A 21,839-nucleotide genomic window follows, 5' to 3' on the forward strand; every position below is an offset into this window, starting at 1 on the left:
CGGCGGGAGCGATCAACGGAACTCGAAGATCGACCGAAATATGCCCGGCGCGATCGCCGAGAGCGGGTTGATCTGGAGGGCCGGTGAGCTGGCCTCGCCGGCCAGCCGGAAGGTCACGCCGATCAGCCCCCGGTCGCGCCCATTGCCGAGGATCTGCCCGAACAGCGGGATCTCCCCGAATATACGGTTCAGCCCATATGCCGGCATGAAAGTGCCGGTCATATTCATGTTGCCTGCCTGATCATAAAGCGTTCCCTTGAAGATCAGGCCGATGAGCGGACCGCGCAGCACGCCACGATCGAGCAGCAGGCTGCCGGGCGCCTTCTGGATTGCCGCGAAACCGCGTTCGAAATGTACGCGCGACGTATCGATGTCGCTGCGGACGGCCTGGTTGAGGCTCCGCTGGTCTCCGGGCGGCGTCGTGGCCACGATCGACGCCAGCTTCGGCTCGTTGACGATCCAGAAGCTCGACGCGTCGACATGACCGCGCATGGGGCCGTCGCCATCCCCAGTAAGCGCCAGCCGGATCGTGCCGCCTTCCATGTGCGGATAGAGATCAAGAAAGCGAAGGACGGAACCGGCGTCCGTCGAGCGCATCTCGAGCGTTCTGCGACCGCGCTCGGTTGCGCCGATCACGGTCACCTTGCTGCCTGCGTCGGTGACAGCCGAGACATCCAGGCCGACGACACGATCCCCAGTGCCCGTGTATTCAAGCTTCACTTTCGACAATCGTTCGCCATGAAAGCCCGTCAACGCCTTGACGTCGGCATCCACGGTCACAGTCATCGCGCCGGAAGCCTTGGATGAGCCGGCCTTCTCCGAAGTCACCTGTTTGATGAGCGAGCGCACATCGAGCGAAGCGCCCGATACGTCGACGGCGTAACCTTTGCCGGCGCGCTTGATTGCGACATTGACATCGTCGCCCCGGTTAAGGCTGACCGTGCCGAAGCGGGCCGACGACAATTCGCCTCCGGCAAGAACGATGTTGCCGGCCACGGCAAAGGATTTCCCCTCCAGCCTGAAATCGGAAAGCGTCGTCGTTTTGTCCGTGGTCGCCATCCGGAAGGATGCTGTGGCGGCGATGCCGGGCCCCTTGCTCCATCCGATCCATGGCAGGTCCAGCTTCGCATTGGTGAGATCCATCTGCATCCGGCGCTCGCTCCCCTCGCCACCGGCGTCGAACTGGACCTTCACGGAGCCGTCGAGCAGCGTTGCCAGACCCGGCGCGATCTTCTCACGAGCCTTGTTGTCCAGCACGATCGCCACCTTGCGTTGGCGCTCGACGGGGCTGCCGCCGATGGGCTCGACGAGATCGATCTCCGCGGGTGCACCATTGAGCTTGGCCTTCGCCTCGATCACCGCTTTCGTCGGATCGACGACGATCGTTCCGTCCGCTTCGGTCGCCAACTGGCCCTCGAAAGGTCGGGTGACGGCGAGATCCTTGAAGTCCAGCGCCACGAGCCAATTCAGCTTCTCCCCCTGAGCGGCCTTGCTCAGGGGGATGTCGGCCTTCACATTGCCGGAAACTTGGCCGGAAAATTCGTCGGCGGTCATGCCTATGTGACGCATCGCGTTGATCGGCTCATAGGATGCGAGCTCGGTCACTGCCTGTGCATCGCCGGTAATATCCATGTCGAGAGCGCCGATTACTTTCGGCAGATTGGCCTTGCGGATGGTCAGCGTCCCGTCGCTGGCCGCCACTGCACGACCGCTCGGCAGATAGACTGTGCCTGAGGAGAGCGCGATGTCGACGTCATTGCCCCGGAAATCGATCGTTCCGGCCGCATCGCGCACCGGAGGGATGCGGCCCGTAACGTCGAAACGGGTTCCGGTCACCTTGAAATGGCCGGAAATCTCGTCCCCCGTCAGTGGAATACCATTGCCGAGACGTCCGGGCGGCACACGGAACGCGATATGTCCATCGGCGACCTGCCCACCGAACAGGTTGTTGAGCGCCCATCGCCGGGCGCCGCCTGCCGCGGTCCACGGCCAGATCTGCTTGACGTGGGACGTCGGCAGTCCCGGCAAGGAAAGGGCCAGGGACACGCCAGGAGCCTTGCCGCTGACGAAATCGACTGCAGCTTTCCCAAACACCTCGCCTCCTGTGGTGCGCACGCCGAGCTCGTCTATCTCCAGGCGAGCCGAGACAGGATCGAACGTCCCGGCGAGCCGGCCCACGAGATCGAGCGCCGGTTCGGGCGAATCCGGCGGAGCAAGCGTGGCCTGGTTGCTCACGAGTTCATATCGATAGGCCGGTGCTTCCGTCGGGTCGGAGCGCGGTCTCGGCCCCACCGCGCCGTTGAAATCGAAACGGGAGCGGCCGCTGACGATTCTGCTCTCCTTGATCTCCAGCTTGCCGGTGCCGGTGACCAGTTCGGCGACGACAGCCATGCTTATGTCGAGATCGTTGCGCGGATCGATGCGGATCACGGAATCGCCCATGTCCAGCGAGATGGCGAGGCGAGACACTTTACCCTCGGCACCTTCGTTTCCGGAGATCTTCAGATCGACTTCGCCGATCGATGTTTCGCGAGCCGGATCGGTCGGCGCACCGGCTGCCGGCTGCGCGGCAGCCGCGAGGGGCGAGGAGGAAACGGAAAGATCGAGCCCGCCGATGCGACGTGACGCCTCGTCTCGGGCGGCCGTTCCCTTGATCGCGATCTCGCGGCCGTCCACGACCGTCTCCGCCGAAAAGGAAAGGCGACCCGTGAGGGACTGACCGAGCGTCGCGTGATTGATCATGATGGAGCGCAAGGCGCTCCCCTCGGCCAGGACGATCTCGACATTCTCGAGTTGGGCGCTCCGTGTCGAACCGACATTGAAGGCATCGAAAAGACGATGGACGGCCGCGAACACGGCATGCGCCACCAGATCGGGATCGACAAGGCCGTCTTCTCCGGTCAACGACGCCGTCCAGACAATGTCTTCGCGGGCAGGCAGCGCGCCGATAAAGATCCGGGCGTCCTCGACCCTGGCGCTGCCGAGCTTGATCTGTCCCGTGACCAGCGGCAGGGCCCTGATGCCGAAGCGTATGCTCTTCGCCGTGACGACATCGGTCGGAGAGGATCCTGTCGTGGCGAGCCGGACGTCATTGACCTCGACGGCGATGAAGCGCGAGCTGTCGAAGGAGATTCGCGCTGGCCCGAGCGTCGCCGCTACGTCGACCCCCAGCAATTTTTCGACCGCCGCTTCCGCCTGGTCGCGCACGCTGTCGGTGCTTACGCCTGAGATCCCAACGAAATAGAGAAGCAGCCCGAGGAGCAGCGCGATCGAAGTTGCAACCGTCACCAGCCCGGCGCACGCACCGAGGGCGCGCCGATGAAGGGACCGCTTGGTCTTCCAAAGGTCTTGGCCGATCGCGGACGGAAGCGTGTGGAGCTCGGCGATGTCCTCACGCCGGAACTTTACCTTTTCGTGTCTCGGAAGCTCGTGCTCCAAGCAGTTTCCTGACTATTCTTCGGCCATAGACGAATCCGCAGCTCCTATTATAACTGCGAGAGCGCGCGCGTAACCTCAAACAACGGCAAGGATATGACTGAGTTGGTGATCGGCGATAGAGCGCCGGAATTCGAGTTGCCACGAGACGGAGGTGGCACGGTGAAACTGTCGGACTTCCCAGGCAAAGCAGTCGTCCTCTACTTCTATCCTCAGGACGACACCGAGACCTGCACTCAGGAAGCCATCGAATTCTCAAGGATGCGCCCCGAATTCGAGGAGGCGGGCGCCGTCATCGTAGGCGTTTCGCCCGACAGCGTCGGCAAGCACGACAAGTTCAAGGCCAAGCACGAGCTTACCGTCGAGCTTGGAGCGGATCAGGAGCGCACGGCCATCGACGCCTATGGTGTCTGGGCCGAAAAGACGATGTTCGGCCGAAAATATATGGGCGTGGTGCGCAGCACGTTCCTGATCGCGCCGGACGGAACCATCGCCCGGATCTGGCGCAAGGTCAGGCTTCGCGGTCATGTCGAGGAGGTACTGGCCGCCGTCAGAAGCCTTCCGGCAGTCTAGCTTCCCTGCTTCAGCGCCGTCTGCCGATCTGCTGCATTGGCAAGCAGCCTGCTCGCCTGCGCTGCGGTCATCGCTTGCGCTTGAGGGCTTCGGCGAAAGCTGCGCCGAACGCCCCTTGGGAGCTCTCTTTTGCTCGCCCTGCCGAACTCGAGCGGTGGGAAGACTTCGAGGGTGAGGTCCGTGGCTGCGCTTTTTCGGATCGGTGATCCGGCCTGCCGCCCGCGCCATCGCCGTGTTTGCGCATCGTAAGCCCGATCCGCTTGCGCTTGATGTCGACTTCGACGACACGCACCTTCACCACATCGCCGGCCTTGACCACTTCATGAGCGTCCTTCACGAAACGGTCGGCCAGTTGAGAGACATGCACCAGCCCATCCTGGTGGACGCCGATATCGACGAAAGCGCCGAACGCCGCGACATTGGTGACGGTGCCTTCGAGCACCATACCCGGTTTCAGGTCTTTTATGTCGTCGATGCCTTCCGCGAAGGTCGCAGTCTTGAATTCGGGTCGCGGGTCGCGGCCCGGCTTCTCCAACTCCGCAATGATGTCTCGCACTGTCGGCAGGCCGAAGCGTTCGTCGACAAAGAGACGGGGATCGACCCCCCTGAGCCTGGCGCTGTCACCCATCAGGGAACGCAGGTCGCGACCGCATGCTGCGACGATCTTCTTGGCCACGCCATAGGCTTCGGGGTGGACCGCCGAAGCATCGAGCGGCTCGCTGCCGTTCGGAATGCGAAGGAAGCCCGCACACTGCTCGAAGGTCCGCTGGCCGAGCCGGCTGACCTTGAGGAGTTCCGCGCGGCTCGCAAACGCGCCGGTGGCGTCGCGGTGTGCGATGATCGCCTCGGCCAACGACGGGCCGAGGCCGGAAACCCGCGCCAGAAGCGGCGCCGAAGCCGTGTTGAGATCGACACCGACGGCGTTCACCGCGTCCTCCACCACGGCCTCCAGCGAGCGGCCGAGCCGGTACTGGTCGACATCGTGCTGATATTGCCCGACGCCGATCGATTTCGGCTCGATCTTCACCAGTTCCGCGAGCGGATCCTGAAGACGACGCGCGATCGAAACCGCGCCACGCAGCGACACGTCCAGATTGGGGAACTCGGCGGCCGCGGTCTCCGAAGCCGAGTAGACAGACGCGCCCGCCTCGCTGACGATGACCTTCTGAGGCTTCGGCGACGGCATGTCGGCGAGCAGGTCGACGACGAGGCGTTCCGTTTCGCGGCTGGCCGTGCCGTTACCGATTGCGATCAATTCGACCTTGTGCCGCACGATCAACGCGGCCAATTCCGCCTGTGCCCCTCGCACATCGTTCCGCGGTGCAAACGGATAGACAGTGGCTGTGTCGAGCAGTTTTCCGGTCTGATCGACGACCGCGACCTTGACGCCGGTGCGGATGCCTGGATCGAGCCCCATCGTAGCGCGTGATCCCGCTGGAGCCGCCAACAGCAAGTCCTTGAGATTACGTGCAAAAACCCGAATGGCTTCATCTTCGGCACGTTCACGAAGCTCGCGCATCAGGTCGAGTGACAGCGACAGCGACAGCTTCACCCGCCAGGTCCAGCCGACGACCTCCGCGAGCCATAGATCGCCGGCCCCTTGGCGACCGATTCCATAGGCCTCGGCGATCATGCGCTCGACAGGCTTGACTGCCGAAGCGTTGTCCGCGTCGACTTCGATCTCAAGCGAGAGCACATCCTCGTTGCGGCCACGGAACATGGCGAGTGCGCGGTGGCTCGGAACGCCCGACCAGCGTTCGACATGGTCGAAATAATCGGAGAACTTGGCACCCGCCTCTTCCTTGCCCTCGACGACCTTGGATCGCAGGAAAGCCTTTTCCCTGAGATAGCTGCGCAGGCTTCCGATCAGATCGGCATTTTCGGCGAACGTCTCCGAGACGATGTCGCGCGCGCCTTCGAGCGCCGTTTTGACGTCAGGAACGTCGTCGGTGAGGTAGGTCGCGGCCAACTCCGCCGGAACTGCCGAACGGTCCGCTAGAATTGCCTCCGCTAGGGATCCCAACCCTCTTTCCCTGGCGATCTCCGCGCGGGTGCGCCGCTTCGGCTTATAGGGCAGGTAGATGTCTTCCAGCTCGGCCTTGGTCGTTACAGCCGCGATCTTCGCTTCCAAGTCGTCCGTAAGCTTGCCTTGACCGCGGATCGATTCGAGGATCGTGTCGCGTCGTGCATCGAGCTCGCGGACATAGATCAGGCGCTCGGCAAGCAACCGGAGCTGGCTGTCGTCGAGGCCTCCCGTGACCTCCTTGCGATAGCGCGCGATGAAGGGCACCGTCGCCCCCCCATCGAGTAGGCCGATCGCTGCCGCGGCCTGATCCGGCTTCGCGCCGATCTCTGCCGCGATGATTCCGGCGATACGTCTGATATCTGCGGCCATGTCTTTCCCAACAATTCTCGATCGGGCGGCGAAGATAGGTTCAATCGCCTCATCGTGCCAATGCTCTTGAGGCACTTCCACAAGAAAGGCGCCCGCGGATATTCGGCGATGCCATAGCACCAGCGTATCGCGGCGAGATCACGCCGGAACACACTCGCCGCCTCAGACGTTGGCGATCAGTGATCAACAAGGAGAACACCATGCTTCGATCCATCATTCTATGGATGCTTGGCATCCCCATTCCCATTATCATTCTCCTATGGCTATTCCTCGACTGAGACGGAAAACGTAGGAGAGCCTGGGGCAGCGCTTGCTATTGAAAAGATGTGCAAGCGCTGCCCCAGGCTTTTGTTCGACACGGGTTGTTTTCGACACCCGGCTCGCACCGGCAACCAACATTTTTTTGCCGAAATTGTCACCGCTTCGCCGCTACTCCGCGCGACCGGAAAACCTTTGTTAACCCTAACAATGTGTAATCGAGCCGTCTTCAGTCGTAGCGGCAGAGAAGCTAAGTCCCGTGAAAGCCCCCGGTCAGACAGCCGTTTTCGGCAAACGCAAGGAGCCGCATACCGTCATCATCGCACGCGGCAATGAGATCAGGCATTTCCAGATCCGCCCGTGGCTGGCGGCGCTTGCCGGTTCGGCACTTTCCGCGATCGCCGTGGGTTATCTGCTCGCAACGTCCTATCTGGTCCTGCGAGACGACCTTATCGGCGCTTCGGCGGCTCGCCAGGCCCGGGTGCAACAGGCGTATGAAGACAGGATCTCCGCCTTGCGGGCCCAGGTCGACCGGATCACCAGTCGGCAACTGCTCGATCAGCAGCTTATGGAAAGCAAGGTAAGCGAACTGCTCGAACGCCAGAGCCAGCTGTCACAGCGGCACGGGCGCCTGAGCCCGATCCTGGAACGCGCCGGGGTCACCGACGCGGACGCCCCTGCTCCGGTTCCTGTCCCCACGACCAAACCCGACATTCGTGCCAGCTTGAGTTTGACGCAGCCGCTGCTGGACCGCGCCTCGGGGAGCTCTTCTCCTTTCGCGTTCTGGTCCCCGCGCGAGGCGGTGACGCGCGACGAGTCTTCCGCCAACCAGGCAGACAAGCTCTTTATCGCCATCAATCAGTCGCTTCGGGATATCGAAAGCGAACAGCTCGCCCGCATCGCGTCGCTGGCCGAAAATGCGACCCAGACCGCCGATACGATCGCGCAGGCTTTGGAGGATGCCGGACTGCCGGTCGATTCCGAATATGGCAAACAAGGCATTGGCGGCCCGCTCGTGGCAGTCGACACCGCATCGATGTTCGACACCAAAGTCAATGAACTCGACGAGGCGCTCAGCCATCTCGAAGCCATGAAGAAGGAAGCGCGCAAGTTCCCGATCGCCAACCCGGCTCCTGGTCGCGGCGTGTCGAGCAGCTTCGGAGTGCGCCGCGACCCGCTGATCGGGATGCCGGCGATGCATGCCGGTCTGGATTTCCGCGCCCCATCCGGTTCTCCGGCGCTGGTCACGGCGCCCGGGACGGTGACCAAGGCCGGATGGAATGGCGGTTATGGACGCATGGTGGAAGTCGACCACGGCAATGGATTCTCAAGCCGCTACGCTCATCTCAGCAAGATCCGCGTCAAGGTCGGGCAAAAGCTTTCGACCGGCGACACGGTCGGCGATGTCGGCTCCAGCGGCCGCTCGACCGGCCCTCATCTTCACTATGAGATCCGCAGGGACGGCAACGCCATCGATCCCGTGCGTTTTCTCAAGGCCGGTCGCAAGGTGAATCAGTTTCTTTAAAGCGTGTCTCCCGAAAGTGTGCAGCGGTTACGGGAAAAAGACATGCATAATCGAAGACGCGACGCGCTGTAAGGCGCCGTAACCTGCCGACCCCGAAGACGTTCTTCGCAGAACGATGCGCCAAGGACGACGGCGGCAATCCGCTTCACGGCCGTCGTCCTCGGGAGCTCTATTCCGTCAATCGAGATCCGCGACCGGCTGCCCCGCCCCACCTTCGATGCGCTGGGACAGCGAGGCTTCCATGAACTCGTCAAGATCGCCGTCGAGAACATCCTGCGGGCTGGTGCTCTCGACGCCGGTGCGCAGGTCCTTCACCAGCTGATAGGGCTGCAGCACGTAGGATCGGATCTGGTGCCCCCACCCGATGTCGGTCTTGGCCGAAGCCTCCGCGTTGGCCTTCTCCTCCCGCTTCTGCAGCTCAAGTTCGTAAAGGCGCGCCCGTAGCATGCTCCATGCCGTCGCGCGGTTCTTGTGTTGCGAGCGTTCCTGCTGGCAGGCGACCACGATGCCGGTGGGGATATGCGTGATGCGCACCGCCGAGTCGGTGGTGTTGACGTGCTGGCCGCCTGCACCCGAAGCCCTGTAGGTGTCGATACGCACGTCCGATTCCGAAACATCGATCTCGATCGTGTCGTCAATAACCGGATAGACCCAGACGCTGGCGAAGGAGGTATGACGCCGCGCATTGCTGTCATAGGGCGAAATTCGGACAAGCCGATGGACACCGGACTCGGTCTTCAACCAACCATATGCATTGTGCCCCTTGACCAGGAGGGTAGCCGACTTGATGCCCGCCTCCTCGCCGTCATGGATCTCAAGGATCTCGACCTTGAACCTGCGCCGCTCCGCCCAACGCGTGTACATGCGCATGAGCATCGATGCCCAGTCCTGGCTCTCGGTGCCGCCGGCCCCGGCATGCACTTCGATATAGGTGTCGTTGCCATCGGCCTCGCCGGAGAGCAGGGTCTCGATCTGCCGGGCCTTGATCTCGCCCGACAAGGAACGGATCGCGGCCTCCGCCTCTGCGACCACGCTCTCGTCCCCTTCCTCCTCGCCGAGTTCGATCAGCCCGACATTGTCCTCGAGCGCCTGGTTCAGCCCCTTGATCGCCTTGATGTTGTCATCGAGATGCTGACGCTCGCGCATCAGCTTCTGCGCTTCCTGAGGATCGTTCCACAGCGTGGAATCCTCGGCGCGATTGTTCAGGTAGTCCAGCCTCTTGATTGCCTGATCCCAGTCAAAGATGCCTCCTCAGCAGGCTTATGGCCTGCTTGATCTCGTCGACCAGGTTTTGGGTTTCAGCACGCATAGCGAACTCGTTCTTGTTCCGTCCTCGCGCCACCGATCGAAACAAGCCCAATCCGGGACAGGGCAGGTTTCACACGATGCGCGGGAGCTGTTGAATCGGCGTGGACCATAGGGAGCACCCGCCTGCCTGTAAAGCAAAATGGACGAATGCGGCGGTCACCGATCATCTGCGCAGACTTTGCCGGCACTCGGTTATGCGATTACCGCATTGTCGGCAACTCGATCAATACAGCCCTCCGCCGCCGCCCTGGATGGCCTTGCTCGCCTGCGGCGAGAGGGCTTCGCCCGACCCGTTGGAGCCGTCCTCGCCCATGCCGATGACCCAGTAGCTGTCCGCCGGGCCGGTGCCGGGCTTGAATGCCTCCATGATGGTTCCCGGTGCACCTTCAGCCGCTGCCATGCCGGTCTTGCGGTTGATGGCGATCAGCTTCATGCCGTCCGGGACCTGGAAGTCGACGATCGGGGTATCCTTCAACGCCTGCCCCATGAACTCCTTGAAGATCGGCGCAGCCAAGCCGCCGCCGGTGGAGCCTTTGCCGAGCCCTTGGGGCTGGTCATAACCCATGTACAATCCGACCACGAGGTTCGGCGTATAGCCGATGAACCAGGCGTCCTTTTCGTCGTTGGTCGTGCCCGTCTTGCCGGCGATCGGACGGCCGAGTTCGGAAACGGTGACAGCCGTGCCGCGGCTGACCACGCCTTCCATCATCGACGTGATCTGGTAGGCGGTCATCGGATCGAGCACCTGTTCGGCATTGTCGATCAGTTCCGGTTCCGCCTGGCCGGTCCATTCCGTCGCGACGCAGCCTTCACAGCCGCGCTGGTCATGCTTGAAGACGGTCTTGCCGTAGCGATCCTGGATGCGGTCTATGAGTGACGGCCTGATCTGACGGCCACCATTGGCCATCACCGAATAAGCCGACACCATGCGCATAACGGTGGTCTCGCCGGAGCCGAGCGACATTGCAATCAACGGACTCATCTTGTCGTAGACTCCGAAGCGCTCTGCATATTCGGCGACCGTTTTCATGCCCATGTCGTTGGCGAGGCGGACCGTCATGAGGTTGCGCGAACGCTCGATGCCGTTACGCAGCGTCGAAGGGCCGGCGGCCTTGCCGTCGTAGTTCTTCGGCGACCAGACCGTCGTGCCGTCATTGATCGTGATCGGCCCGTCCATGATCACCGAGGCCGGCGTGTAGCCGACATCCAATGCCGCCGCGTAGACGATCGGCTTGAAGGACGAGCCCGGCTGACGATAGGCCTGCGTGGCGCGGTTGAACTCGGATTCCGAGAAGGAGAACCCGCCGACCATGGCGAGCACGCGCCCCGTATGCGGATCCATCGCAATCATGCCGCCCGAGACTTCCGGCAGCTGACGCAGCTCGTAGGCCGTTTCCGAGTCATCCTTCTTTTGCACGAAGACCACATCGCCAGCCTGCAGGACCTCGGCGGGAGACGAGGCCTTGACCCGCTTGCCGCCGACGACATGACGCATGGCCCAGCTCATGTCCTCCGCCGCGACCGTACCTTCTTCGCGCTTGCTTTCGAGAGCGCCAGAGATTTCGCGCTTGGGTTGAAGACCGATGGAAAGGCCCGACTTGGAACTGTCGAGCACCACGGCCAAACGCCACTCCGGCACATCGTCGAGCCCCTTGACCTTGCCGAGCGCCTCCCCCCAATCTCCGGAAATGTCGATCTTGTCCTTAGGCCCACGATAGCCGCGAAGCCTGTCGAATTTCAAAAGGCCGTTCTGCAGCGACTTGCGGGCCATAAGCTGAAGTTTCGGGTCGAGCGTCGTGCGCACCGACAACCCGCCTTCGTAAAGCGCTTTCTCGCCATAGCGGGCGATGATCTCTCGCCGCACCTCCTCGGTGAAATATTCGCCCGCAAAGAGATAGCTGCCGCGGCGGCGCGGCGAGACGCCCAAGGGCCCGGCCTTGGCCTTGTCGCCTTCGGCGCGTTCGACGTAGCCGTTCTGCACCATCTGGTCGATCACCCAGTTTCGCCGCTCGATCGCGCGGTCCGTGTGACGGAACGGATGATAGTTGGACGGCGCCTTGGGCAGCGCCGCGAGATAGGCGGCTTCCGCGACGGTCAATTCGTTGACCGACTTGTCGAAATAGGTAAGCGCGGCGCCGGCGATGCCATAGGCGCCCAGCCCGAAATTGATCTCGTTCAGATAGAGCTCGAGGATCAGATCCTTCGAGTAAGCCTGCTCGATGCGGAAGGCCAGGATCATCTCGCGGATCTTGCGTTCGTAGGTCTGATCCGATGTCAGCAGGAAGTTCTTCGCCACCTGCTGCGTGATGGTCGAGGCCCCGACAGGACGGCGTCCCGAGCCGAAATTCTGTAGATTCGTCACCACGGCGCGAGCCAGTCCGCTGACGTCGATTCCGGGGTGATGGTAGAAATTCTTGTCCTCGGCGGAAAGGAATGCGGCCTTGACGCGATCCGGCACCGCCTGAATGGGGAGATAGAGCCGGCGTTCGCGCGCGAATTCCGCCATCAAGGCCCCGTCCGAGGCATGGACTCGCGTGGTCACCGGCGGCTCGTATTTCGCCAGCACTTCGTAGTCCGGCAGATCTTTGGTCAGCCCGCTGAGATACATGGCCACGCCCGCCGCCGCGACGAGCGCCAGCATCACGCCGACGCCAAAGAAATATCCGATGAGACGTATCATGCCCGCTCCAGTGAAAGGGCCGGGATATCCTCGTCGATCACGGCCGCAATGCGCCGTAACCGTCCCGATCCACTATGGTCAACTCTTGTCGCGCCGTTGTGGGCAAAATACGGCAGCACCGAGAAGCCCGTCCGAACTAGCGGATTAAATCACGGACTGTGTTACCCTTGCAACGGCCGGCAGGGAAGCCGGTGCCGTCATCAACCGCCGGCACCTATCTTGGCAGTGGCGAACAAGCCGACGGCCGAGGCGATTCCGTCGATCGCCTTGCCGCGCCACGATGCATCCTGCAGTTGCTGCTCGTCGTTCGGATTGGAAAGATAGCCGAGCTCGACCAGGACGGATGGGACGTCCGGCGCCCTGAGCACCCTGAACCCCGCGAAACGATGCGGGTTGTTGATCATCTCGATATTGTTGGACAATTCGCCAACGAGAGAACGAGCGAAGCGGATCGAGAAATTGTGCGTCTCCCGCCGGATAAGGTCGACCAGTATGTCGGAAACCTCGTGATTCTCTTCCTCGAGCTCGATACCGGCAAGCTGGTCGGAAAGGTTCTCTCTACCCGCCGTCGCTTCGGCCTCGGCGTCCGATGCCTTGTCCGAGACCGTGTAAACCGTCGCTCCCCGGATGTCCTTCAGGCGAATCGTGTCGGCATGGATCGAGATCAGAAGGTCGGCCTCGTGCTGGCGAGCGATGCGCACGCGCTCGTCAAGACGCAAGAACTCGTCTTTCTCGCGCGTCATGAAAACATCGTACTTGCCAGCTGCCGCCAGCTTGGCCTTCAACTCAAGGGCAAAAGCCAGTGTGATCGACTTCTCCACACTGCCGTTCAATCCTTCAGCGCCACCGTCTATCCCACCGTGACCGGGATCGATGACGACGGTGAAGCGCTTGCCTTCACGTGGTGTCGCCTTCCCGAGGCGGTCCGCTTTGGGGGCCGCGTGCGTGGATCCCGTCGTTTCGACCTGCAACGAGAGCGCAGCCTCGAATTGCCGCTCCGATGCCGCGACGATGTCTGCCATCAACCTGTAGCCCGGCTCGGTCTCGTTCTTCACGACATCCAGCTTCTCGACCTCGAACGGACCTTTGCTCGTGAGGATCAGCCGGCTCTTGCCTTCACCGATATTGCCATAGCGTACCCCGCTGATCAGTCCCCTCGCCTTGAGGTCGCCCGCCTTGACGGCGAAATTCGTCTCTGGAAGATCGATGACGAGGCGATGGGGGCCGCGCAAGAGAAACCAGTTCGGCTCGGGCTCCCGATCGAACTGGATGACGAGACGCATGCGCGCCGCATCACCCACCATCTTGTAGCCGCTGGCTTTCAGCGGCTGGGCCCACAGGGCTCCTGCGGGCAGGCTCGACATGATCAGGACAAGGCAGAACCGGAAGAGCGCACGAAGCAGCGGGAAATTCGCCACGCGCCCTGTCATCGCCTCTCGAAAACTCATGAAACCTACCGCTCGCGTTGGAAGCCGCACCATACCTATTGGACCGAACCGGTACGAAAACAATCAACGATTGGTAGCTTTTTATGGTTAACCAAGCCTTTCAACACCATATGCCGCAGCGGAACACCTTGTAGCCGGCATCGAAATCCGGGGTTGCCACGACACGCTCCAAATCATAAAAGCGACTTCGGATCATCGCAATGCCCGGAACCGGGTACCCGCGCTTGACAGACGAGGCCAGCGGCGAAGACGGCCCAGTCGCGGCACGCGATCGGGGCGAGGTGATTCCGAAGGTTTTCTTCAGGGCCAGCGTAATGCGTAAGCCCTGATGCAGGAAAAACGGCCGGGACGGGACGTCCCGACCGGCTCTGGCAAGAGCATAATAGCTGGTCCGGTCTCCGGGCCTTGGTTCAAATGGTTCCGCAAGGCGGCAGAATGGCGTCATACACAACTGTGGGCAAGAACGGGGAATCCCGCGCCGAAACGGCCGCGGCTCGCTTGTCGGTTGTGTCGGGCCGGTTGTCTGCGAACCCCACATTGTCCGGCATCGCTGCTGCAACAGGTTCAAGGCAGGGCTCTCTCGCCCGCAGGCCTCGGCTGACGGCTGCCGGGGAGACAAGAAATAATGCCCAACAAAATGCTAATAGACGCCTCCCACCCGGAGGAAACGCGGGTCGTCGTCGTCCGCGGTAATCGCATCGAAGAATTCGACTTCGAATCGCAAGACAAGAAGCAGCTCAAGGGGAATATCTATCTCGCCCGCGTAACGCGGGTCGAACCGTCGCTGCAGGCGGCCTTCGTGGAATATGGCGGAAACCGTCACGGCTTTCTCGCCTTCAGTGAAATCCATCCGGACTACTATCAGATCCCGGTAGCCGATCGTCAGGCGCTGCTGCGCGCCGAAGCGGAAGCCGGCGATTCCGATGATGACGAGGATGGCGAGGCCGAGGATCGCTCCGAACGCAATCGCAACCGACGGCGCCGCCGGGGCGGGAAGCACCGCCGAGACCATGAACGGCGCGAAGGCGAAACCGCTGACGACGTCGTAGCCCCTAACGAGGAATTGCCTGTCGAAGCCTCGGAAGAGCTGGTCGCCTCCGACGGCGCCGAGCCATCCGTCGAGGCGGAGCAGCCGGCCGAGGTCTCTGAAGATGTCCATGCGGGAAATGATGTCGTCGAGGAAGCGACCGACGAGGACAATGCCGAAGAACCGCCGGTGACGTCGATCGCCGCCTCGATCGAGGCGGATACGATCTCCGAGGCGATCGCCGAGACTGCTGTCGAGGCGCCCGAATCCGACGAGGATCGCGGTACCGTAGAGGAAGTCAGCACGGCTCAGGGCGAGGAAAGCGAAGTGGAGTCCGTCGGCGCAGAGGATGCGCTCGAGGAGATCCGCAACCGCCGCAAGCCCATGCGGCGACAATACAAGATCCAGGAAGTCATCAAGCGCCGGCAAATCCTGCTGGTGCAGGTGGTCAAGGAAGAGCGCGGCAACAAAGGCGCGGCACTGACGACATATCTTTCGCTCGCCGGTCGCTACTCGGTGCTCATGCCGAACACAGCACGCGGCGGCGGCATTTCGCGCAAGATCACGAACGCGCAGGATCGCAAACGCCTCAAGGAAGTGGTCCAGGATCTCGATGTCCCGGAAGGCATGGGCGTCATCCTTCGTACGGCCGGTGAAAGCCGGACCAAGGCCGAGATCAAGCGCGATTACGAATATCTGATGCGGTTGTGGGAGAATGTCCGCGGTCTGACGCTCCAGTCGACTGCCCCTGCCCTCGTTTATGAGGAAGGGAGCCTGATCAAGCGTTCCGTCCGCGATCTCTACAACAAGGACATCGACGAGATCCTCGTGGCAGGCGAAGAAGGCTATCGCGAGGCCAAGGACTTCATGCGGATGCTCATGCCGAGCCACGCCAAGGTTGTCCAGCCTTATCGCGAGAGCACCCCGATCTTCGCCCGCAATGGCATCGAAGCACAGCTCGATCGCATGCTTCAGCCGCAGGTCACATTGAAATCGGGCGGCTACATCATCATCAACCAGACGGAAGCGCTGGTTTCGATCGACGTCAATTCGGGACGCTCGACCAAAGAGCACTCGATCGAGGACACCGCGCTCCAGACCAACCTGGAAGCGGCGGAAGAGGTGGCGCGGCAACTGCGGCTGCGAGACCTCGCGGGACTTATCGTGATCGATTTCATCGACATGGAGGAGAACCGCAACAATCGTGCGGTCGAGAAGAAGCTCAAGGACTGCCTCAAGAACGACCGCGCCCGTATCCAGGTCGGACGGATTTCCCATTTCGGCCTCCTGGAAATGTCGCGCCAGCGCATTCGGGCAAGCGTCCTGGAATCCACGATGAAACCATGCCCGCATTGCGGCGGCACCGGCCACGTCCGTTCGGATTCCTCGATCGCGCTGCTCGTCGTGCGGGCCATCGAGGAGTTTCTCCTCAAGGACCCGCGGCATCACATCACGGTGCGCACGCCCGCTGCCACGGCGCTCTATGTTCTGAACCACAAACGCTCCACGCTGGTCGATCTCGAGCGGCGCTTCGGCTTGACGATCACGCTCGAGGCCGACGATACGATCGGATCGCAGCACTACGCCATCTTCCGGGGCGCGGTTGTGGACAAGCCTGTCGAGGCTCATCCCGTGGTGGCGCAACCGACCTATGTCGAGCCGGAAGAGCCCGAGGAGGAGGTTTTCGAAGAGGAGCTCTCGGAGGAAACCGCAGGCGGCGAGCATCGGGAAGATGGCGAAAGCCATCGCGACCGCAAGCGCCGCCGCCGCAGGAGACGCCGCGGCAAGGATCGTGATCGCGAGGCCGATGCCGCCCATGAAACAGATGCGGCCGAGGTCGTCGTTTCATCCGAACCGATCGAGGGCGAGGACGAGACCGAGGCGGCTCCGGCGGAGGCTGCGGAAGTCGCGACAGACGGTGAGGCCGACCGGAAGAAGCGCCGGCGCGGCAAGCGTGGCGGACGCCGCCATCGGGACGAAGCCGCATTCGCCGATGCTTCCGAGGAAGCCCCCCAGCCGTTCGAAGAAATGGTGAACGCCGAGGCGGCAGACGTTACGGAACCGGCGCAAGCCCTTTCGACGGAAGCCGCGGTGGAACCGGATGCGGCCGAGATCACCGCCGAACCGGCCGCGCCGGTCGAATCGGTCGAGGAAGCGCCCGTGGAGAAGCCGAAGCGCAAGCCACGCCGCACGACCAAGGCGAAGAAGGTAGAGCAGGAGGCCGTCGAGGCGGAAGCGGTCGCGGCCGAGCCTATCGTCACCGAGCCCGTTGCCGTAGAGGCGCCGGAAGAGCCGGCATCTGTGGACGTCGAGACGCCTGCCCCGGAAGCGCCGCCAACTCGGACACGTGCAACGCGGCGTAAGTCCGCCCCGGAGAAAGGCGCACCCGCGGAACCTGTCGTGGTCTCCTCGACCGCCGACCAACAGGAACCCAACGAAGAGGCCAAGCCCAAGAAGGCCGGTTGGTGGCAGCGCAAGGGCTTCTTCTGAGCTGCCTTGATAAACAATGAAAAAAGCCGGGGATTGCCCGGCTTTTTTCATTTCACCTCTGAAGTCGAAATTGAGGCCCCTATCTGTCGAGCCATCGTCCCAGGCGGTTCATGGCTTCGATCATTTCCTTCTCGTTGCCGGCGTAGGAGAAGCGCATATAGCGCTGCCCGGCGAGCGGATCGAAGTCGCGGCCCGGCGTGGCTGCGACATGAGCTTCGGCCAGCATCCGGCGCGCAAATTCCATGCTGTCATTGGTGAGGCCGGAGATGTCACAGAAAGCGTAGAACGCGCCGTCCATGGGTGCGGCAATGCGGAAGCCCAGTTCAGGCAACCGGCGCATCAGCAGCCTTCGATTCGCCTGATAGCGGGCCTTCACCCTGTCGAGCTCGGCGCTCGCCGAAAACGCCTCGATCGCGGCGATCTGCGACAGTTCCGGGGCGGAAATATAGAGGCTCTGCTGGATCCGCTCGACCGGCCGGACAAGCGCCGAGGGAAGTACCATCCAGCCGATCCGCCACCCCGTCATGCAATAATATTTGGAAAAGGAGTTGATGACGACTGCATCTTGCGAAAATTCCAGCGCGGTGACGTCTGGGGCCGAGTAAGCCAGGCGGTGATAGATCTCGTCGGAGATCACCGATATGCCCAATCCATCCGCCGTCGCGATCAGTTCCTTCAGGTCGTCGCGCGGTATGATGGCGCCGGTGGGATTGGCGGGGCTGGCGAAGAGGACGCCCTTGATGGGCCCTTCCTGATGCGCCGCCAGCAGATGCGCCGCGGTCAGGTGCCCTGCCCCCTCCAACTCGATCTCGACGATCTCCACGCCGAGCGCTGCCAGTATGTTGCGATAGGCAGGATAGCCCGGCGCGGCAATGGCCACGCGATCGCCCACGTCGAACATGGCCAGAAAGGCCAGATTGAACGCTGCGGAGGACCCTGTGGTCACCACCACGCGTTCAGGCGAAAGCGAAACGCCGTAATGGTCCTGATAGTGGGTGGCGATCGCGTCGCGCAGCGATGCCAGTCCAAGCGAATCAGTATAGCCGATGCGGCCGTCCCGCAGGGCTCTGGCGGCGGCGGCGCGCACCGTCTCGGGCGCCGGATCGGACGGCTGCCCGACTGCCATGGAGATGACGGGATGGCCCAGGCCTTTCAGCCGATTGGCTTCAGCCAGCACGTCCATGGCATGAAACGGCTCGACATCGCCGCGCCTTGAAATCGAAACCGGCATGAAATGAAGGCCTTTCCGCATCTACCAGTCTTGCCTGTGGCCGCACAAATGCCCGAATGCTGTGCGGTTCACAAGGGATGATACTTCCGACGCCGTCTTTTCATCGTAGGCAGGCTGGTTTACCAGTGCGTCCAGTCATGCGGACAGGATCCTTACTCACGACGACGCTCACGCGTTTCGGACGCGGCCTTCTTGCCTGTGCCCTCGTGCTGCCGCTTGCGCTGCCCGCGCCGGCCGGCGCGCAGCAGAGAAACGTGCCAATCGTCCGTGACGCCGAGATCGAGGCGCTGGTGCGCGACTATTCGCGCCCGATCTTCAAGGCTGCCGGACTTTCCAATTCAAGCGTCGGCATCGTCCTGGTCAACGATTCCAGCTTCAACGCCTTCGTGGCCGGACGCCGCATGTTCATCAACACCGGCGCACTGGTGACATCCGAGACACCGAACGAGATCATCGGAGTCATCGCGCACGAGGTCGGCCATATCGCCGGCGGCCATCAGGAGCGGCTGCGCGACCAGCTTGCCAGGGCCCAGACGATGGCGATCGTCGGGGCGCTGCTCGGCCTTGGCGCGGTGGTAGCCGGCGCCGCGGCCGATGCGGGTGGCCTGGCGCAGGCCGGCGGCGGCTTGGCGATGGCCGGAGGTGAAATGGCCCGCCGCGGGCTCCTCGGCTACCAGCGTTCGGAAGAAACCACCGCGGACCGCTCGGCGCTCACCTATCTCAAGGCAACCGGCCAGTCGGCCAAGGGCATGCTCACCACCTTCAAGCGTTTCGCAAGCGCGCTGTCGCTTTCCGGCTCGAGGGTCGATCCCTATACCGTCAGCCATCCCATGCCGCGGGAACGCATCGCCAATCTGCAGTCGCTGGCCGAGGCGAGCCCCTATTTCAACAAGACGGATTCGCCCGAGCTCCAGCTCCGCCACGACATGATGCGCGCGAAAATCGCCGTGCACTTGGACGGACAGGCTGCGGCCGCACGGCTCTTCCGCAAGGACCCGCGCGGCCTCGCCGCACAATATGCCGACGCGATTGCGACCTATGTCTACGGCAATCCGAGAAGCGCGTTGCAGAAAGCGGACGCGCTGGCGAAGGCGCATCCGAAAAACCCATATTTCCAGGAATTGCGCGGCGATATATTGATCAAGGCCAACCGGCCGGCCGAGGCGGCTCAGGCCTATGCCACCGCCGTCAAGCTCGACCCGGCCAAGTCGAGCCTCCTTCAGGTCGCCTACGGCCAGGCATTGCTCGCCACCGGCAAGCCGGACTCGGTCGAGAAGGCGGTGTCGGAGATCAACAAGGGGCTCAGCCGCGACCGCGAGAATCTGAGCGCCTATCGATATCTCGCCCAGGCCTATGGGCAGCTCGGCCAGGTTCCTGAGGCCGAACTTGCGACGGCGGAAGGTTATTTCTACGGAGGCTCCTACAAGGAGGCGAAGATCTTCGCGGCGCGCGCCCAGATGAAAATGAAGCGCGGCTCGCCGGGATGGGTGCGCGCCCAGGACATCATTAACTACAGACAGCCCGGCAAGAAGAAGTGACGGCACCAGGAACAAGTGCCGTTCCCCGGCTGCAGCGACAGGACGAACGGATATGACAAGGGCGATTTTGTTGGGCGCGACCGGGATTGCGGTCGCCTTCGGGATGCTGGCGTTCGGTTACCTGGCGGGCCAGCCGCGGGGCGCGATCGCCGAGGATATTCCATCGCCGGCGGTCTCCTCGGCCACGCCCGGCACGCTCGACCGTAAGGAAGTCGAGCTCATCGTGCGGGATTATCTCCTCGCGAATCCCGAAATCCTGCTCGAAGTCCAGCAGGCGCTCGAGACCAAACAGCAGGAAGAGCAGCGCATCTCGCAGCTCGGCATCATCAAGGACGCCAAGGAGGAGATATTCAATTCCTCCTTCGACGGAGTGATGGGCAATCCGAACGGCAAGGTCACGATCGTCGAATTCTATGACTATAATTGCGGCTACTGCAAACGCGCCATGGCGGATATGCATGCCCTGATCGAGGCCGATCCCGAGGTGCGCTTCGTGCTCAAGGAGTTCCCCATCCTCGGCCCGGACTCCCAGAGGGCCCATATCGTTTCACAGGCATTCCAGAAGCTGATGCCGGAAAAATACGCCGAGTTCCACACGCAGATGCTCGGCAGCCAGGGCCGGGCCGGCGAGGAGAGCGCCGTCAAGCTTGCCGTTTCGCTCGGCGCCGACGAGGCGAAGCTGCGCGAAACGATGAAAGACCCGACCATCACCGAGACTTTTGCAAGGACCTACGATCTCGCCAACAGGCTGGCGATTACCGGCACCCCGTCATACGTGGTGGGCAACGAGGTCGTGTTCGGCGCACTCGGCAAGGACGTGCTGGCGGAGAAGATTACTGCCGCCAAGGCATGCATTGACGACGCCAGCTGCTGATCCCCGAGCGTTCGAGATTTGTGGACGGTGAAAGAAGGCGCTTGCGCTCTTTGCGCGGCCGCCTATGCCCATTATAGAAGTTTCGCGCGTCGGCAGGGTTCCGGCGCGGAAAGGCTCGCATTTTGAAGACTGTCTTCGTTCTCAATGGCCCCAATCTGAACATGCTCGGCAAGCGCGAGCCGGGCATCTATGGCGGCAAGGACCTTGCCGCCATCGAGCAAGACTGCCGCGAGGCGGCAAAAGATCTCGGCCTGTCCATCGACTTTCGTCAATCCAACCACGAGGGAGACCTGGTCGACTGGATCCAGGAAGCAGGCGAGAAGGCCGCAGGCATCGTCATCAATCCGGGCGCCTATAGCCATACGTCCATCGCCATCCACGACGCGATCCGGGCCGTATCACCCCTTCCAGTCGCGGAAGTCCATCTTTCCAACATCCATGCCCGTGAGGCGTTCCGCCACAAATCCATGGTCTCGCCCGTCGCAACGGGGATGATCTGCGGCTTCGGCCCCATAGGATACGTGCTGGCGCTGCGGGCGCTGGCCGCGCGGCTCTGAGCCGACGGCCCCAGAACAAGGAACCGATCCACGATGTCGATCAAGAAATCCGGTGTTGACCAGCAGCTTATCCGCGATCTTGCGGGCATACTGAACGACACCAACCTGACCGAGATCGAAGTGGAACTCGGTGACCTCAAGGTGAGGGTCTCGCGACAGGCGCAGGCCGTGCACGCAATCGCGGCTCCGCCCGCCCTGCCCGTGGCGGCGGTTCCCGCGGCGCCGGCAGCTGTTCCCGCTGCCGCGCCTGCCGATCCCGGCAAGAACGCCGTGACGTCGCCTATGGTCGGCACCGCCTACGCCTCTCCTGCGCCTGGCGCGCAGCCTTTTATCGAAGTTGGCCAGAAGGTGCGCGAAGGTCAGACGCTTCTCATTATCGAAGCCATGAAGACGATGAACCAGATCCCCTCGCCTCGCTCGGGCACCGTCACGGCGATTCTCTTCGAAGACGCCCAGCCGGTCGAGTACGGTGAGCCCCTGGTCGTCATCGAATAGCCTTC

At 62.5% G+C, this 21,839-nt stretch carries 13 protein-coding genes; 7 read left to right on the forward strand and 6 right to left on the reverse strand.

Annotated elements, in window-relative coordinates:
• Positions 1 to 12 precede the first annotated feature (12 nt).
• On the reverse strand, positions 13 to 3,438 hold the full coding sequence (locus ACCO56_RS14075; RefSeq protein WP_433641373.1) for a YhdP family protein: 3,426 nt from the start codon (positions 3,436 to 3,438) through the stop codon (positions 13 to 15).
• A 93-nt stretch (positions 3,439 to 3,531) separates the two neighbouring features.
• On the opposite strand from ACCO56_RS14075, the gene ACCO56_RS14080 reads away from it, so the two are divergent.
• A complete protein-coding gene (locus ACCO56_RS14080; protein WP_433641374.1) occupies positions 3,532 to 4,008 on the forward strand; it encodes a peroxiredoxin in 477 nt (158 codons plus the stop codon).
• Between the two features lie 67 nt (positions 4,009 to 4,075).
• Here ACCO56_RS14080 and ACCO56_RS14085 read toward each other — a convergent pair whose 3' ends face one another.
• Positions 4,076 to 6,403 (reverse strand): Tex family protein, encoded by a 2,328-nt coding sequence (locus ACCO56_RS14085; protein ID WP_433641375.1) that lies wholly within the window; start codon positions 6,401 to 6,403, stop codon positions 4,076 to 4,078.
• A 517-nt stretch (positions 6,404 to 6,920) separates the two neighbouring features.
• Between ACCO56_RS14085 and ACCO56_RS14090 the strand changes: the two genes are divergently transcribed.
• Positions 6,921 to 8,186 (forward strand): M23 family metallopeptidase, encoded by a 1,266-nt coding sequence (locus tag ACCO56_RS14090; protein WP_433641376.1) that lies wholly within the window; start codon positions 6,921 to 6,923, stop codon positions 8,184 to 8,186.
• 177 nt (positions 8,187 to 8,363) lie between these two features.
• Here ACCO56_RS14090 and prfB read toward each other — a convergent pair.
• From prfB to ACCO56_RS14105, 3 genes are all read right to left on the reverse strand, one after another.
• A protein-coding gene (gene prfB / locus ACCO56_RS14095) for a peptide chain release factor 2 (protein ID WP_433641377.1) occupies positions 8,364 to 9,495 on the reverse strand; the annotation gives its coding sequence in 2 pieces (ribosomal slippage) (positions 8,364 to 9,428 and positions 9,430 to 9,495; 1,131 coding nt in all).
• A 222-nt stretch (positions 9,496 to 9,717) separates the two neighbouring features.
• Positions 9,718 to 12,174 carry a penicillin-binding protein 1A gene (locus tag ACCO56_RS14100; RefSeq protein WP_433641378.1) on the reverse strand — a complete coding sequence of 819 codons (2,457 nt, stop codon included), beginning with the start codon at positions 12,172 to 12,174 and terminating at the stop codon, positions 9,718 to 9,720.
• Positions 12,175 to 12,374: 200 nt separating this feature from the next.
• Entirely contained in the window at positions 12,375 to 13,622 is a 1,248-nt protein-coding gene (locus tag ACCO56_RS14105; RefSeq protein ID WP_433641379.1) for an N-acetylmuramoyl-L-alanine amidase, read from the reverse strand.
• A 625-nt stretch (positions 13,623 to 14,247) separates the two neighbouring features.
• On the opposite strand from ACCO56_RS14105, the gene ACCO56_RS14110 reads away from it, so the two are divergent.
• The gene (locus ACCO56_RS14110; protein WP_433641380.1) at positions 14,248 to 17,139 is read left to right on the forward strand and encodes an Rne/Rng family ribonuclease; all 2,892 of its coding nucleotides are present in this window, start codon (positions 14,248 to 14,250) and stop codon (positions 17,137 to 17,139) included.
• Between the two features lie 79 nt (positions 17,140 to 17,218).
• On the opposite strand, the gene ACCO56_RS14115 is transcribed toward ACCO56_RS14110, so the two are convergent.
• Positions 17,219 to 18,370, reverse strand: coding sequence for a pyridoxal phosphate-dependent aminotransferase (locus ACCO56_RS14115; protein WP_433641381.1), 1,152 nt, complete (start codon positions 18,368 to 18,370; stop codon positions 17,219 to 17,221).
• A gap of 137 nt (positions 18,371 to 18,507) precedes the next feature.
• On the opposite strand from ACCO56_RS14115, the gene ACCO56_RS14120 reads away from it, so the two are divergent.
• From ACCO56_RS14120 to accB, 4 genes are all read left to right on the forward strand, one after another.
• On the forward strand, positions 18,508 to 19,908 hold the full coding sequence (locus ACCO56_RS14120) for a M48 family metalloprotease (protein ID WP_433641382.1): 1,401 nt from the start codon (positions 18,508 to 18,510) through the stop codon (positions 19,906 to 19,908).
• A gap of 52 nt (positions 19,909 to 19,960) precedes the next feature.
• Complete coding sequence (locus tag ACCO56_RS14125) at positions 19,961 to 20,782, forward strand: DsbA family protein (RefSeq protein ID WP_433641383.1); 822 nt, start codon at positions 19,961 to 19,963, stop codon at positions 20,780 to 20,782.
• 122 nt (positions 20,783 to 20,904) lie between these two features.
• The gene (aroQ, locus tag ACCO56_RS14130; RefSeq protein ID WP_433641384.1) at positions 20,905 to 21,339 is read left to right on the forward strand and encodes a type II 3-dehydroquinate dehydratase; all 435 of its coding nucleotides are present in this window, start codon (positions 20,905 to 20,907) and stop codon (positions 21,337 to 21,339) included.
• A 33-nt stretch (positions 21,340 to 21,372) separates the two neighbouring features.
• Positions 21,373 to 21,834, forward strand: a complete 462-nt coding sequence (gene accB / locus ACCO56_RS14135; protein WP_433641385.1) for an acetyl-CoA carboxylase biotin carboxyl carrier protein — start codon at positions 21,373 to 21,375, stop codon at positions 21,832 to 21,834.
• Positions 21,835 to 21,839 lie beyond the last annotated feature (5 nt).

Source organism: Mesorhizobium sp. 1B3 (assembly GCF_050958605.1).
In the GTDB taxonomy this organism is placed as follows: domain Bacteria; phylum Pseudomonadota; class Alphaproteobacteria; order Rhizobiales; family Rhizobiaceae.